A 15,757-nucleotide genomic window follows, 5' to 3' on the forward strand; every position below is an offset into this window, starting at 1 on the left:
GCTGGAAGCCTCAAGAACTCCCATCATCGCAGGTCACAAGGCACTTCCTCGTTTCAGGAACGAGTGTCCACAGACACCAAGCCGGTGGATCCGGGTTCAGTGGGACGTCAGGATCTATGCTCCGAGCTCGGAACATTTTCCGACACCGAAACGTCAGAGGTTTCCGCGAGTCGATCAGCGCCATTGTTCGTAGGGTTCCAGCCGCCACGAAGCGTCCGTGCTGGTGAGCGATCCGGCGTGGAAGCAGTTGCAGATCTCCCACGCTTGCCCGGCCGGGCGCCCGACCCCCACCATGGCTCACACCAACCGCAGCATCCGTATCTTTGGTCGGGCCCCAACGACCCGACCCGCCTCTGTCAATTGCTCCTTGTCCTCAGACTGAATCGCGGCGCCGAGGTCTCGAAGTCAATGCAATACGTCACTACTGCTTCCTCCTGGCCCGTGGGTGCCCATGGCGTCTCGGCACGCTGAACGATCCGTCCGCTCCAGCCCTCCATGCAGGCAGGGGTGAGCACATGTAGGTGGTCTTCTGGGGTATTCCGTGTGCGGGGCCAGATGCCCCAAGTGCCCCAGGTACTCGCCCTATGCCCGGTTGACGTCCTCCAGCATCAGGTCCTTCATCGCATGCTGGCCCAACAGTGGGAGCCCGTCCGTCCAGAGATCAGAACGGCGCCGGGGTACAGGTGAACGCCCTGAAAGTAAGCCTGGGCAGACCCGCCTTCGAGGGCCACCTCATCAGTTTCCGGTAGAAGCGAGAAGTGTCGACGTCCGGGGGTGGCACACCTCAGCCTTCCCCGCAGGCTCAAGTCACAACGTCCGCTTCCACTCCTGACAGCGCGTCGACTTGAAGACCTCGCCCTTGCTGACGGTGACCCGGCCGCTCCCGTCCAGGTTGCCGTTGGCGATGATCGCGTCGAACTCGCCGCTGGCGTTGCTCGCCCGCTCCCAGTAACACCCGAAGCCCCCGTCGGGCCCTGCCGTCTTGTAGGTCCCCGCCTTCATGTCCTCCCCCACCAGATACTCGCCGTCCCCTTCGACGGTGGTGGGCGGCCCCTTGGGCTTCGGCGGCTTCGGCGGCGGGGCCGTGACCGTGGCGGTCTTGGTCACGGTCACCCTCGGCCCGGGCACCTCCACCTCTTTGGTGGCGGTCTTGGTGACGGTCACCTTCGGTGCGGGTCCGGCGGCGTCCGTGGCCTGGGCCTGGTCGTCCGAGGCGCCGATTCCGACGCCGAGGAACAGGGCGACGAAACCGACCGCGCCGTGGGTGAGCCACTTCTTGCCCCGCGACGGCTTCGGAGGCGCGACGGACGGGGGCGTGAATCCTCCCGGGAACGCCCCGTACGGCTGCGGGACGGACTGAGTCGGATACGCGCCGAGGGAAGGGGCGTTGGCGGGGCGGGCCGGGCCGGGCTGCTTCGGGCTGTCGGGATTCATCGCGTGGGCTCCTGGTCGTCGTGAGCGTGCGTCGGTGATCGCGCGTCGATGGTCGCGCGTCGATGGTCGGGACGGGGCCGGTCAATGCCCCCGGATGCGCCGCCCCGCCTCCGTGCCCGGGTAGAGCATCGCGTCGGCGACACGGCCGCCGGAGTCCCGCACGCCACCGGCGAAGTTGAGGCGCCCGTTGGCGTTGGCCTTCGCGGCCACGCCGTCCCAGTAGCGCGCCTCGCGCTCCCACTGGATGTCTGCCAGGAGCCGCTGCAGCGCGTCGGTGCTCAGGGCGTTCGCCGGGTCGGCCCAGGGCGTCGTCTGGTGGACGGCGATCCCCAGCCCGGCAAGCACGGCGGGCGCGGTGACGGCGCTGCGCGAGACGAAGTGGGCGCTGTGCTCGGCGATGAGCCGGGCGAGCAACGGCACGACGCATCCCTCGACCTGCCCGGCGTCGGTACCGGCGGGCAGCTCGTCCTCCTGGACTGTCTCCGCGGACCGGGAGAGACCGTTGCGGCCGTAGATCGCCGTGATGACCAGCGCCCGCAGAGCGGAGAGGGTGATCACCTCGGGGTCGCTCTTGCCAACCTGCCGCTTGCTGGCGTTGACGAGCTTGGTGAACGGTACGAGCTTGCCGTCGACGTCCACCTTGACCGCGTCGGCGACCCGGTGCGCGAGGCGGGTGGCGAAGTCCCGCTGGTCCATGGACATGGCCAGGTTCTTCGCGACGGCCACGCCCTGGACGTTGCGGTCGTAGAAGATCTGCCGCGCGTCGGCGACGCTCAGGTCGACGTACAGCTCGAACGGCACACGAATCGTGGCGAGTTCGGCGTACGTGAGCCCGAAGTGCTCCGGGTCGTCGTACAGCTCGTGCCAGGCGGTCGTCTGGGTCTCGCCGTCGATGGCGACGACCGAGGTGCCGGGCGTGATGGTCAGGGTGCGCAGTCCGGTACCGGGCAGCAGTTCGTCGCTGAGCGCGGCGAGCGGCCCGGCGTGCCAGAAGGTGATCGGCGGCGTGGACCAGCCGGCGCCCAGCTCGCCCTTGACGCCGTCGGCGATGTACTCGGCGTACGAGCCGACGTTCTTCCCCTTCTGCGTGGACTTCAGCGCCCGCTGCACCAGCGACCGCAGTTCGGCGTGACGCCGCACGGCGCCGGAGGCGGCCTTGAGCGTCTTCGTGTCCTCCTCGCGGCGGGGCGAGGGAACGAGCTGGACGAGTGTCGGGACGGACATGGTCCCGATCACGGCGTCCGCCCGGAACGGCATGACGGTGAGCTGGGTGCCTTCGACGACAGCGGTCGGCATGGTGATGCGCATGGCGATTCCCCCCACGGGATCGGCGAGTTCCTCGGACCCCCCTCGGGCCGAGCACCTTCGCTTGGAAGCAGCACCAGATAAGCACTGCCGTGAAAGCATTGTCAAACAGCTTGACGCGTTTGACCGACGGTGTAGGTTGTGAGCTGTCAGCTACCGAGAGGCCCAGGACTCCCGCCATGCCCCAGCCACCCGCCCAGGTGACCGCCGCCGAGATCTCACGCATCGCCGGGGTCACGCGCGCCACCGTCAGCAACTGGCGCCGTCGGCACGACGACTTCCCGGCACCGTCCGGGGGCACCGATTCCAGCCCGCTGTACGACCTGGTGGACGTGCAGAAGTGGCTCGGCGCCCGGGGCCACGCCTCGACGGCCGACCCCGCGGAGGAGCTGCGCACCACACTGCGACTGCACCCCGCGGGTGGTGGCATGACCAACACCCTGCTTCCCCTGGTGCTGGCCACGGCCCGGCGCACTCCCGGGGAGCGCACCGCACTGGCCGGCCTGTCCGACGCCGAGCTCGTCGCCCGCGCCGACCGGGCGGTGGCCGACCTCGCGGAGCTGGTCCCCGGCACGGAGGCCGTCCACTTCGCGGCCTCTGACGTCGACGTCCTGCGAGCGCTGCTGCGCTGCGTACAGGACGATGCGAGCGGCGAGGCGGCGCTGGCCGTGCTGGCGGAACGGGAGCTGGAGGACAGTGCCGCGAGCGGCACCTACCGCACCCCGGTGCAGCTCGCCGACCTCGTCGCCCGCCTGGTGCCCGGACCGTACGAGCGGGTCCTGGACCCGGCGTGCGGCAGCGGCTCACTGCTCTCTGCCGCCGCCCGGCGGGGTACGACGGTGCTGTACGGCCAGGACAGCGTCCCCGTGCAGGCGCAGCGCAGCGCAGTGAGCCTGCTGCTGGCCGCGCCGGACGCGGACATCACGGTCCGGACGGGCGACAGCCTCAGGGCGGACGCGTTCGGCGGGGTCACCGTCGACGCCGTCCTGTGCAACCCGCCGTACGGCGACCGCGACTGGGGCCACGACGAGCTGGCGTACGACGCCCGCTGGGCCTACGGAGTACCGCCGCGCGCCGAGTCCGAGCTCGCCTGGGTCCAGCACGCCCTGGCCCACCTTGTACCGGGCGGCCACGCCGTGCTGCTCCTCCCCCCGGCCACCGCCTCCCGCGCCTCCGGCCGCCGGGTGCGCATGGAGCTGGTCCGCAGCGGCGCCCTGCGCGCGGTGGTGGCGCTGCCTCCTGGGGCGGCGGCGCCGTTCCATGTGGGGCTGCAGATCTGGGTGCTACGACGCCCCGAACCGGCCGGCCCCGCGCATGCCTCGGTCCTGTTCGTCGACACGTCGGAGGCGGCGGGAGCGGGCGGCGACACGGCGACGGGTGGAGGTACGCGGACGGGCGGCACCGCCTCCGGCACACGCGCGGGCCGCGCCCCGCTGAACTGGACGGCTCTCGCGGAGACTGCTCTCACCCAGTGGTCGGCCTTCGCGAAGGACCCGGACGCGTACGCCGACGAACCGGGCACCGCCCGCGCGGTCCCGGTGGTCGACCTCCTGGACGACGTCGTGGACCTCTCCCCCGCCCGCCATGTGCGCGCCTCGCGCACGGACATCGCCCCGGCGGAGCTGGCCCGGGAGGCGGACGACGTACGCCGACGGCTCGTCGCCGGCGCCAAGTCACTGGGCAGGGCGGCCGGTTACACGGACTGGGGCCCGGCCGGTCTCGCCCCGCGCGAGTGGCGCACGGCGACGGCGTCGGACCTGTCCCGGGGCGGCGCGCTCACGTTGCTGCGTACGGCACCGGACTCCAAGGTCTCTGGTGACGGAGCATCGGTGACTGCCGTACTCACCGGCATGGACATTGCGCGCGGCACGGCGCCATCCGGTGACCCGAGCGGGCTGCGGGCGGACTCGGCGCCGGTGATCGCGGCGGGCGACGTACTCGTTCGGGCGGTCGCGGGCGGCAGCGGCGCGATGGCCCGGGTGGCGGACGACGCGGACGCCGGGGCACTGCTCGGCCACCAGGTCCACCTGTTCCGGCCGGATCCGGCAAGGCTCGATCCGTGGTTCCTGGGGGGCTTCCTGGGCTCGGAGGAGAACATCGCGAGCGCGTCGACGGGCAGCACGGTGCTTCACGTCAGTCCGGGCCGGCTGCGCGTACCGCTGCTGCCGCTGGAGGAGCAGAGACGGTACGGCGAGGCCTTCCGCCGCGTGCACGCACTGAGAACCGAGGCCGCGCGCGCCACGGAGCTGGCCGAGGAGACGGCCCGGCTGCTGGTCGGCGGGCTGACGGGGGGCGGGCTGGTGCCGTCAGCTCCGGCGGCGGCGGGCAGCGGGGCATCCACGGAATCGGCCTGAACCGGCACCACGGCCTTCACGTAACCACCACACTTGTCAGTACCCGCTCCCGTAGACCGGAGCGGGGGGTCCGAAAGGAAACCGGGGAATCCCTTGAACAGCAGCAAGCACACGGAGTTGGCGAACCACGCCTGGTCCGTCGCCGACCTTCTGCGCGGCGACTACAAGCAGTCCGACTACGGAAAGGTCATCCTTCCGTTCACAGTGCTGCGCCGCCTGGAATGCGTGTTGGAGCCAACGCGCGACAAGGTCGCGGAGGAGGTCACCCGGTGCAAGGAAAAGGACCTCGACCCGGACTACTTCCTTCCGCGGGCTGCGGGCCACTCGTTCTACAACACGAGCAGCCTGACGCTGAAGTCGATCGCCGGTGACCCGGACAACGCGGCCACGAACCTCCAGATCTACATCGGCGCCTTCTCGCCGAACGCCCGCGAGGTGCTGGAGAAGTACGAGTTCGCCCAGCAGATCCGGAAGCTGGACAGCGCGAACCTGCTCTATCAGGTCATCGGCAAGTTCACGGACCTGGACCTGCGCCCCGAGGCCGTGTCCAACCACAACATGGGTTACATCTTCGAGGAGCTGATCCGCCGCTTCTCCGAGCAGTCGAACGAGACCGCGGGTGAGCACTTCACCCCGCGCGAAGTCATCAAGCTGATGGTCAGCCTGCTGATCGCCCCGGACGGCGACGCGCTGAGCCTGCCGGGAGTCGTACGCACGGTCATGGACCCCGCCTGCGGCACGGGCGGCATGCTCAGCGCGGCCGAGGATCACATCAAGGCCTACAACGACGGCGCCACGGTCGAGGTGAGCGGCCAGGAACTCAACCCGGAGTCCTGGGCGATCTGCCGGTCCGACCTGATGATCAAGGGGCAGGAGCCGGAGAACATCGCGTTCGGCAACTCCTTCTCGGACGACGGTCACAAGCGGGAGACATTCGACTACCTGCTGGCCAACCCGCCGTTCGGCGTGGAGTGGAAGAAGGTCAAGGAGGAAGTCGAGTACGAGCACAGGAACCTCGGCGACTCCGGACGGTTCGGCGCGGGCCTGCCCCGCATCAACGACGGCTCGCTGCTGTTCCTCCAGCACATGATCTCGAAGATGAAGCCGGTGGACGTGAAGGGCGGGGGCGGCTCGCGCATCGCGATCGTCTTCAACGGCTCCCCGCTCTTCACGGGCGCGGCGGGCTCGGGTGAGTCGGAGATCCGTCGCTGGATCCTGGAGAACGACTGGCTCGAGGCGATCGTCGCCCTGCCGGACCAGCTCTTCTACAACACGGGCATCTCCACGTACTTCTGGATCCTGACGAACCGCAAGGACGCCCAGCACAAGGGCAAGGTCGTGCTGCTGGACGCGCGCGACCAGTGGGTGAAGATGCGGAAGTCGCTGGGCGACAAGCGCAAGGAGCTGGGCGACGGGAAGGGCGGCAAGCCGAACCACATCGGCGACATCACCCGCCTGTACGGGGAGGCTGTGACAGCCGCGGCGAACCCGGAACACGCGATGCACGCCAAGGTGAAGGTCTTCGACAACACAGCCTTCGGCTACCAGCGGATCACGGTGGAACGGCCGCTGAAGCTGCGCTTCGAGCTAACGGAGGAAACGCTGGCTGCGCTGCTGGCATCAAAGCCGGTGCAGAAGTGGGCGGAGGAGCGCTTCCTGCCGCGCGAGCCGGAGCTCGCGGGGAAGGCGAAGGCCCGCCGGAAGCTGACCGACGAGGAGCAGGCGCAGTTCCAGAAGCTGGCCGACGCCGAGGCGCAGGTGCTGGGGGACGCGCTGCGCCCGCTGCTGGGTACGGAGTGGGCGACCAAGTCCGAGGCTCAGGTGGCGGTACGGAACGCCATGGCGGAGGCCGGCGTGCAGGCTCCGGCGGGTGCGACGTTCACGAAGGCGCTGCGGGACACGGTGGGAGTGCGGGACCCGGAGGGCGAGGTACAGCTACTCAAGGGCGGCGAGTCGGAGCCGGACAGTGAGCTGCGGGACTACGAGAACGTGCCGCTGGGCGAGGACGTGGAGGCATATCTGAAGCGGGAGGTGCACCCGCACGTGCCGGAGGCGTGGATCGACCACACGAAGACGAAGGTGGGGTACGAGATTCCGTTCACGCGGCACTTCTACGTGTACGAGCCGCCACGGCCGTTGGCGGAGATCGACGCCGAGTTGAAGGCTCTTGAGGCGGAGATTCAGGCGCTTCTGGGGGAGGTGACGGAATGAGCACCGTACGGCTACGACACCTGGCACAGATTAACCCTCTCACGCCCGCTTTTGACCGTCTGGCAGATGAAGATGAATTGACGTTCATCCCTATGGAGGCCGTCTGGCCAGGTAACCGACTGAACATTTCTCGTCGCCGCACGAAGTCGACAGTCGCGACCGGGTACACGCGGTTCCAAAACGGAGACGTACTGGTACCAAAAATTACGCCGACCTTCGAGGCTGGTCGCGCAGTACTCATCGACGGCCTGCTTGGGGGAGTGGGCGCCGGCACGACAGAGCTCCATATCGTGCGCCCCGGTCCAGAAATCGACCCCAAATACCTGCTCTACACCGTCAACACACACAACTTCCTAAAACTCGGCGCAGCGGAAATGTACGGCGTTGCGGGACAACAGCGAGTTCCAGATAGTTTTTTGCGAGACCTCCCAGTACGCTTGCCGCCGTTGGTAGAACAGCGCCGCATTGCCGAATATCTCGACGCCGAGACCACACGCATCGACCAGTTGTCGGCATCCCGTCGCCAACAGATCTCAGCACTCAACGAGCGAGAGTTGGCAGTGATCGCCGAGATGCTGTCCGGCGGAGCCACCCAAGATAACGGTCAGCCCACCGGGTGGCCATGGCTCCCACACATCCCAACTGACTGGAGAATCGGACCTCTCTACGCGTACTACCTGACCGAACTCGGGAAGATGCTAAATTCCGATCGCGCGTCAGGCGATCGACAGCTGCCGTACTTGCGCAATGCCAACGTGCATTGGTACGAGATCGACTCCAGCGATATGGCCACAATGCATTTTGGCCCAGCCGAGGCTCAGCGCTATTCCGTCAAAGCTGGCGACCTGCTGGTGTGCGAAGGTGGGGCCGGAGTCGCGGAAGCCGCGGTATGGGATGGGCGGATCGGTGACTGCTACTTCCAGAAATCACTTCACCGGGTGCGGCAAGACGGCCCCCTCCCTGTCGAGTGGTTGATGTTCTGGCTCAGGTTCGCCAAATCATGTGGCGTCTTTGAGGCTGATGGCAACATTGCGACTATCCCTCACCTCACGGGAGAACAGCTACGGGAATATAGGATCCCGATCCCCAACGATGCTCGGGCTCGGGTCGCAAAGACACTCCGAGCACTCACTGCAATGGGAGACGCACGAACTCATCTCAAGCAGGCTCAGACCCTGCTCGCCGAACGCCGCCAAGCCCTCATCACCGCCGCCGTCACCGGCCAGTTCGACGTCTCCACCGCCAGCGGCCGCAACGTAACGGACGGAGTGCCGACATGAGCCCCATCCACGACGAGTCCGCCTTCGGCGATGCCATCGTCGCCGCCATGACCGAGCGCGGCTGGCGCGAGGCACGCCCCGAGGACTATCAGGCCGACCTCGGCCTGGACACCAACGAGCTGTTCACCTTCCTCGGTGAGAGCCAGCCCCGCGAGTGGGACGAACTGCTCGCCGTCTACGGCAACGACCCTAACGCCGCTCAGCGAGGCTTCGCCCAGCGCCTCGACAAGGCCATCAGCGACGACGGTCTCCTCAAGGTCCTCCGCAACGGCGTCAAGGACCGAGGCGTCCGCCTCCGAGTGGCCTACTTCAAGCCGAACTTGGTCGCCGACGACTCCGTCCTCGACGGCTACCGAGCCAACCGCCTCACCGTCGTACGCGAACTCGCCTACGCCACCAAGCAGGCCGACTGGGGCAACAAGCTCGACCTGACCCTGTTCCTCAACGGCATCCCCGTCGCCACAGCCGAGCTGAAGAACCCGCTCACCAGGCAGGGAGTCGAGCACGCCAAGGAGCAGTACCGCACCGACCGCGACCCCACCGAGCTGATCTTCACCCGCCGGGTCATCGCCAACTTCGCCGTCGACCCGGACCTCGTCTTCGTCGCCACCCAGCTCCGGGGCAAGAACACCCGCTTCCTGCCGTTCAACACCGGTTCCAACGGCGCCGGCTTGCCCGGTGGTGCCGGAAACCCGGCACCGACCGCCTACGGCACGTACGCCACCTCCTACCTGTGGGAGCAGGTCTGGGCTCGGGACAACTGGCTGGACCTGCTCCAGCGTTACGTGCACCAGCAGAAGACCAAGACGCCCGGTGGCGGGACCACCAAGTCGACGATCTTCCCGCGCTTCCACCAGTGGGACGTGGTCAAGAAGCTCACCACCCACGCCGCAACCTTCGGCGTGGGCCAGAACTACCTCGTCATGGCATCCGCCGGCTCCGGCAAGTCGAACACCATCGGCTGGCTCGCCCACCGCCTGAGCGACCTCCACGCCGACACCGACCCCCGCACGCTCGACCCGGATGCGCTGTCGACCGGCCGGATCAAGTCTGGCGCCCCGGTCTTCGACAAGGTCATCGTCATCACGGACCGCCGCAACCTCGACGCCCAACTCCGCGAAACGGTCGGCAGTTTCTCGCAGACCGAGGGCCTGGTCGTGAAGGTGGACGAGAAGCACGGTTCGAAGAGCGAGCAGCTCGCCCGCGCACTCTCCCGGGACACCGGCAAGATCGTGACCGTCACTCTCCACTCGTTCCCCGCGCTCATCGACTACATCGAGCGCAACCCGACGGAGATCAAGGGCACGAGCTTCGCCATCGTCATCGACGAGGCGCACTCCTCCCAGTCCGGCGACGCCTCCACCGCCGTCAAGGCCGCGCTGCGTGACCTCGGCCTGGACGCCGACTCAGAGGACCAGGGCGCGAGCACCGTCACCGTCTACGAGAAGCTGAAGAAGAAGGCCGCGGAACGCTCCAAGGCCGCGAACCTCTCCTACTTCGCGTTCACGGCCACTCCGAAGGCCAAGACCCTCGAACTCTTCGGTACGGAAGACACCGTGGACGGCAAGGCGGCCTACCGCCCCTTCCACACGTACTCCATGCGCCAGGCCATCGAGGAAGGGTTCATCCTCGACCCGCTGCGGAACTACGTCACGTACAACACGTACTGGAAGCTGGTGAACCAGAACGCGGACGAGCGCGAGGTGGACCCCTCTCGGGCCAACAGCCTGCTCGCCCGGTACGCACTCACCCATGACTACACCGTCTCCCAGCACGCCCAGGTGATCGTCGAGCACTTCCTGGCGCACTCCCGCGGCCGGCTGGGCGGGCGCGCCAAGTCCATGGTGGTCACCTCCTCGCGACAGTCCGCCGCGGAGATGGCGCGGGCGATCAAGAGCTACATCAAGGACCGGGACTACGACACCAAGTACCCGGACCTGGGTGTCCTGGTCGCGTTCTCCGGTTCGCTCACGATCGACGACGAGGAGACGACCGAGCCGAAGGAGAACGGCGGGATCGCGGAGAGCGCGCTGCCGAAGGCGTTCGCGTACACCCGTGCCGACGACAAGGCGGTCGGCGCGGGCGGCCGTGGCCAGCAGGAGTACAAGATCCTGGTCGTGGCGGAGAAGTACCAGACGGGCTTCGACCAGCCGCTGCTGACGACCATGTACGTCAACAAGACGCTGACCGGCATCTCCGCCGTCCAGACGCTCTCCCGACTGAACCGCACCGCCGACCGCAAGACGCAGGCCGACCTGGCTGTCCTGGACTTCACGAACGACGCCGAGGACATCCGCGACGCGTTCAGGCCGTACTTCGAAGAGGCCAACACCCTCCCGTCCGACCCGAACCTGCTCTACACCGCGCAGAGCCGGGTGATGTCCGCGCCGATCATCTCGGAATCGGAGATGGACCAGTTCGCCGAGGCGTACTTCGCGGCGAAGGAGAAGGCGGCCGGCTCGCAGGCCAAGTGGGAGAAGCTGCACGCGGAGCTCTACCGGCTGCTGTCCCCCGCTGTCGCCCGCTTCACGCCGCTCCTGGAGAGCGAGGAGGACGACGACGTGGAGACGGCGGAGGACTTCCGCGCGGACTTGAACGACTACGTACGCAAGTACGGCTTCCTGGCCCAGATCGTCCCGTACCGCGACGCCGAGCTGGAACGGCTCCACCTCTACGGCCGCTACCTGCTCAACCGGCTTCCCCGCCGTGCGGACGGTGGCGTCGACATAGGCGAGATCGACCTCAGTCACCTGCGCGTGGAGAAGACGGGCGAGCACGACGTCTCCCTGACCCCCGAGGGTTCGACCGAGCTCCCGGGCTTCGGTGACGGGTCGGGCGGCGCGGCGGAGGCAGAGAAGTCGCTGCTGTCGGAGCTGATCGAGGCGTTCAACGCCAAGTTCGGCACGGACTTCACCGAAGAAGACGTCCGCAAGCCGTTCAACAAGACCAAGGAAGACCCGAAGGTCCGAGCAGCGGCCGTCGTCAACGACGAGGCCAACTTCGGCAAGGTCTGGGACAGGGCCTTCGCCGACAACATGGCCGACCACATCGAGACGACCGCCGGCATAGGGCGCCAGTATTTCGGCCCCGACAAGAGCTTCCGGTCCAACCTGGACCGCAGCGCACGCCGGGCCGCGTGGCGGATGATCCGCCGCGAGGAGAACGTGGACGAGTAGTCCCCTTACGCGGGAGGGAACCACCGCGATCCGGTGCGCGGCGGGGCCCTCCCGCATACGTTGCTCAGCTAGCGATGAGCCCGACGAACCCAGCCCACGCGCCGGGTCCTACGGTCAGCACGGGGCCGTTGGCCTGCTTCGAGTCCCGGATGTGCACGTGGTTAGCAGCGGCCGCAAACTCGACGCACTCGCCGCCGTTGCCGGTGCTGTAACTGCTCTTGGACCACGCCAAATCGAGGGTCGCCAGCCTGGTGTGGTGAATAGTCATTTCTCTCCCAGAAGCTTCTCGATGAACTCCGAGGACTCACGAGGAGTGAGAGCCTGTGACCGGATGATGCCATAGCGGGCTTCGAGCTCGCGGACCGCTGCACGGCCTGTGTAGAGGCGGCTGTCACCCTGCACTTCGGCATAGGCGATGCGCTGCCCCTGCGCCGTGTCGATCAGCGTGAAAGGTCCGCCGAGTGCCGCGTGGTCCTCACGGTCCAGGGGCATCACCTGCACTTCAACGTTGCGCTTCTCGCCAAGGCGCAGCATGTGTTCCAACTGGCTGTACAGCAATGACCAACCACCGATCGGCCTGCGGAGCACAGCCTCATCCACGATAAAGCTCAACAGCGGTGGAGGGCGACGGTCGTAGATCTCTTGCCTGGCCAGTCGAGCAGACACCCCCTGCTCAATGACCTCGTCGTCAAGCAGCGGACGTTCTTGCTGGAATCCTGCCCGTGCATAGTCTGCCGTTTGCAACAGGCCCGGCACCGCGTAGAGGCCGTACACGCAGAGAGCCACCGCCTTCGCCTCCAACCGCGCAGCATCCCGGAAGAACGCCGGGTACTGCGACCGCGCCAACTCCTCCTTCAACGCCACCAGCAGTCCCCCGGCCTCCAGCACCCGGTCCGCCTTGTCGATGAACTCCGGCTGCGGAATCCGCCGCCCCTGCTCGAACGACGCGACGGACTGCGCTGCGTACCCCACCCGCTTGCCGAACTCGACCCGTTCCAGCCGCGCCCGCAACCGCAGCAGCTTCAACTGTCGCCCGAACGCGACCGCTACCCCGTTCTCGGCCTTGCCCTCTGGCTGGGCGGAGGCACCCGACGAGGTTGCCCCGTCCTCCCCCGTACGCACGCCCGTATCCGGCTCGTCCTGCATCATCCGCCACCGCCTGTCCCACACGCGCAAAGCACGGACGCGCACCACATCCATCCGACCACCTCGCGACCCGCCACGACACGGTTACGCTACGACACAAGATGGTTGCAGGGGCGACATGCTGGTGATGTCACCCTGACCAGGAGGACATGCGCGAAATGCTCGGCTATCGACTGCACTGGCCCGCACCTGTAGAGAGTTCACTCACTCCTGCTCACCCTGTTCATCAAGCAGTCTTCGTGCCATGTCAGAGAGGGTCAGACCCTGTCCGCCCACTGCCCACCGAGCAGGGCCCTGGACGGCGACTGGAGCCTCCTCCCAGCCTGCGAGTTCGTAGATGTGCAGGACCAGACGCGTGGGCGAGTAGGCACGATTATCCACTGCCCACAGAAGGCACTTGGAGCGGTCATTCACCCAGGTCGCTTGACTCCGTCGTGGGTCTTGGGCAAGCCATTCATCAAGGGCCTTGATTTCTGGCTTGTTCCAAAGGCGAAGACCCAGCGGAGCACCGTCCGCGATCTTTCCGTGATCGACGAGAGTCGGTACGGCGTTAGGCCGCCGACTCTTACGCTTCACCGCTTTGGCGGGACGGTATTCAGCGGGTAGATCGGGGATGACACCTGCACGCTGCGCGTCGCGGAGCACCAGTGCCGTGAGTTGCTTGCAGCGAGCCACGTCTGTAAGGGTCCCGCTGAGGAATGACGTCGGGCCGAACTCACGGTCGATGTGATGGATCAGCCAGGACAGCACCCGGCTGGTCAGGTCGGGTACCTCTGCAAGCACCGTGTCCCAGTCGTAGTCAGGATCGTCGATCTGATCCTGTTCGATGAGCTGGAAGACCAGATGCGTGATCAGCAGATCCCCCCGCTGGGCAACATCTGCCGCGCGCTTCTGGAACTTCTTACGCTCCTCATTGAGGGATGCACCGACCACCCTGTGAACCAGCACCGACCGCCAGATCTGGAAGGCGCTCGGTCGCTCCGCGAACAGCCGCGGGTACGCCCCTCCGGCTCCCCGCTCCCAGAGCAAGTCGGTGTCTCGCTTGGCACGTACGGTGAGTTCGGTTCCGTGATGGGCACAGGCCAGGGCGATGGCTGCGTGAACCACTGAGCACCCCTCTTCCGGCGCAGGGTCCGGCTCGCCACGCTTGTACACATAGGACCTCTGGAGCGACAGTGCAAAATCCTCCCGAATCATCGCCTGCACTTCGTCCAGGGCAATGAAGTCCCGTTGCTCCACGTGGTTCTGGGTGTTGGTTGTCTCGGTGATCCGTCGTGCAAAGTCCGGCATGTTGTCACCGACAACGATGACCTTCACCGTGACTTCGGCATCGTCGACGGCTTCGGCGGAGGACTGCATCGCGCGATGCGCGGCGCTCACTGTTTGCGCGCCGTTGACTACGCTGACGCCGCTGAGTCGTAGGTGCACCGGCTCGTCCGGCCTGCGTCGGCCGGGCCAGTCCTCTTCCAAACCGTCACACAGCACGGTCACGCCGTTGTTGAAGAGCCAGAAATTTTCTGGCTCCTCCGCAAGCGTGGTAAGCATGCCTGAATTCACCCGAGTGGTGCCCAGAGACTGCCGCAAGTTCTGTGCGTAGAGGCGATCTTCGTACTGCCCGTACCACTCGGCGATGTTGCTGGCCGGGACGGTGCCCTGGTAGGCGATGAGAGGTGTGTTTCGTTTCAGCCAGTTCGTCATGCGCACGGTGACGCGCACCGGCTCAGGAGCAAGGTCCTCGCGGACCTGCCGTAGTACGTCCGCCGCGTTGACCACCCGGTACTCCAGTACCGGGCCGAGCCCGTTGAACTCCTTCTGGGCGTCTTCGAGCACCGTTGTGACCTCGTCGCTCAGCGTTCCCGCTCCCATGACCGCAATCACCAGGGTGACCTTCAATCGAGCGTCGTGCATAGCGGAGTTGACTCGGGCCGCGATCGGCTCGAGGCGGTCGTTGAAGCGGTCGAAACTGCGCTGCTCGATAAGGCGAAGACCGTGTATGAACTTGTGGGCGGCGTCAGTGTTGAACTTGCCCTTCCCCTCGTCGCTCCACTTTGCCTGGGCGAGCCAGACCTCCTGCGTGCCCTCGGTCACTGCCACGCCGTCGATGCCCTGGTCGAGTTCGCCGTCGATGACTGACTGGCCGGCAGTCTTGCGGTCGTACCCGGTGACGAGCCGAACGGCCGCAGCAGTGAGCGCTCGGGAGAGGAAGCGTTGCTCGTAGCCACGCTCGTCATACGATTTCAGGTCGTCGTCATAGATGAGCCCGGCGTACTGCTCGAGCAACGCGGTCCGGATCTGGTGCAAACGGATCGGAGTCGTTGCGTGCCTGCGCTCTGCATCGTCCATGTCATGCCCCCGCAACTGCTCAGCCGTCGTGTTGACACATGGTAGTGACTTCGTTCTCCAAATCGAGAAGCATTCCGAGCAACGGGGGCGCGTACGCTTGGAGCCACAGCGCCCTGTGTTACCTCCCGGTAAGCTCGACTGTGAGCCTGCAGGGCCTTGTCGCATCAGGGATGGGCAATCCCGACCAGCCACCCCAGGAGCACCCTTCATGGCCAAGACCACCCAGCTCCGCACCTACACCGTCCGTGACGGCCTGCTGGACGAGTGGGCGCAGCGGTGGAAGGACGAAATCCTGCCGCTGCGAATTGAGTTGGGATTCGCGATCGGCGGCGCCTGGGTCGACCGGGAGCACAATCAGTTCGTCTGGCTGATTTCCTACGAAGGCCCGGAGACGTTCGCGGAGCGTAACGCGATGTACTGGGACTCGCCCGCCCGTAAATCGATGGATCTCGATCCGGACGACTACCTCGTCAGCACCGACGAGCAGACGGTGGAGGAGTGGTACTGA

10 protein-coding genes are annotated in these 15,757 nt (G+C 66.7%); 5 read left to right on the forward strand and 5 right to left on the reverse strand.

From position 1 onward, the window contains the following. Nucleotides 1-807 precede the first annotated feature (807 nt). Nucleotides 808-1,434 carry a hypothetical protein gene (locus tag ACFU5K_RS16690; RefSeq protein WP_384061750.1) on the reverse strand — a complete coding sequence of 209 codons (627 nt, stop codon included), beginning with the start codon at nucleotides 1,432-1,434 and terminating at the stop codon, nucleotides 808-810. Nucleotides 1,435-1,515: 81 nt separating this feature from the next. Then, nucleotides 1,516-2,742, reverse strand: a complete 1,227-nt coding sequence (locus ACFU5K_RS16695; protein ID WP_384061752.1) for a DNA sulfur modification protein DndB — start codon at nucleotides 2,740-2,742, stop codon at nucleotides 1,516-1,518. Between the two features lie 176 nt (nucleotides 2,743-2,918). Here ACFU5K_RS16695 and ACFU5K_RS16700 point away from each other — a divergent pair, with 176 nt between their 5' ends. From ACFU5K_RS16700 to ACFU5K_RS16715, 4 genes are all read left to right on the forward strand, one after another. After that, nucleotides 2,919-5,093, forward strand: a complete 2,175-nt coding sequence (locus ACFU5K_RS16700) for an N-6 DNA methylase (RefSeq protein ID WP_384061754.1) — start codon at nucleotides 2,919-2,921, stop codon at nucleotides 5,091-5,093. 93 nt (nucleotides 5,094-5,186) lie between these two features. After that, on the forward strand, nucleotides 5,187-7,304 hold the full coding sequence (locus tag ACFU5K_RS16705; RefSeq protein WP_384061757.1) for an N-6 DNA methylase: 2,118 nt from the start codon (nucleotides 5,187-5,189) through the stop codon (nucleotides 7,302-7,304). Further along, a complete protein-coding gene (locus ACFU5K_RS16710; protein ID WP_384061760.1) occupies nucleotides 7,301-8,584 on the forward strand; it encodes a restriction endonuclease subunit S in 1,284 nt (427 codons plus the stop codon). Before ACFU5K_RS16705 ends, ACFU5K_RS16710 begins: the two co-directional genes overlap by 4 nt. Continuing rightward, entirely contained in the window at nucleotides 8,581-11,760 is a 3,180-nt protein-coding gene (locus ACFU5K_RS16715; RefSeq protein ID WP_384061762.1) for a type I restriction endonuclease subunit R, read from the forward strand. Before ACFU5K_RS16710 ends, ACFU5K_RS16715 begins: the two co-directional genes overlap by 4 nt. Nucleotides 11,761-11,824: 64 nt before the next feature. On the opposite strand, the gene ACFU5K_RS16720 is transcribed toward ACFU5K_RS16715, so the two are convergent. The 3 genes from ACFU5K_RS16720 to ACFU5K_RS16730 all read right to left on the reverse strand — a co-directional run bounded on the left by ACFU5K_RS16720 (nucleotide 11,825) and on the right by ACFU5K_RS16730 (nucleotide 15,249). Continuing rightward, nucleotides 11,825-12,028 (reverse strand): DUF397 domain-containing protein, encoded by a 204-nt coding sequence (locus tag ACFU5K_RS16720; protein ID WP_384061765.1) that lies wholly within the window; start codon nucleotides 12,026-12,028, stop codon nucleotides 11,825-11,827. Then, nucleotides 12,025-12,909, reverse strand: a complete 885-nt coding sequence (locus ACFU5K_RS16725; RefSeq protein ID WP_384061858.1) for a DUF5753 domain-containing protein — start codon at nucleotides 12,907-12,909, stop codon at nucleotides 12,025-12,027. The genes ACFU5K_RS16720 and ACFU5K_RS16725 overlap by 4 nt, the downstream gene beginning before the upstream one ends. Nucleotides 12,910-13,110: 201 nt before the next feature. Then, nucleotides 13,111-15,249, reverse strand: coding sequence for an AIPR family protein (locus ACFU5K_RS16730; RefSeq protein ID WP_384061768.1), 2,139 nt, complete (start codon nucleotides 15,247-15,249; stop codon nucleotides 13,111-13,113). A gap of 208 nt (nucleotides 15,250-15,457) precedes the next feature. Between ACFU5K_RS16730 and ACFU5K_RS16735 the strand changes: the two genes are divergently transcribed. After that, nucleotides 15,458-15,757, forward strand: a complete 300-nt coding sequence (locus ACFU5K_RS16735; protein ID WP_384061770.1) for an NIPSNAP family protein — start codon at nucleotides 15,458-15,460, stop codon at nucleotides 15,755-15,757.

Origin of the sequence: Streptomyces sp. NPDC057428 (assembly GCF_042803195.1) — a bacterium.
In the GTDB taxonomy this organism is placed as follows: Bacteria; Actinomycetota; Actinomycetes; order Streptomycetales; family Streptomycetaceae; genus Streptomyces.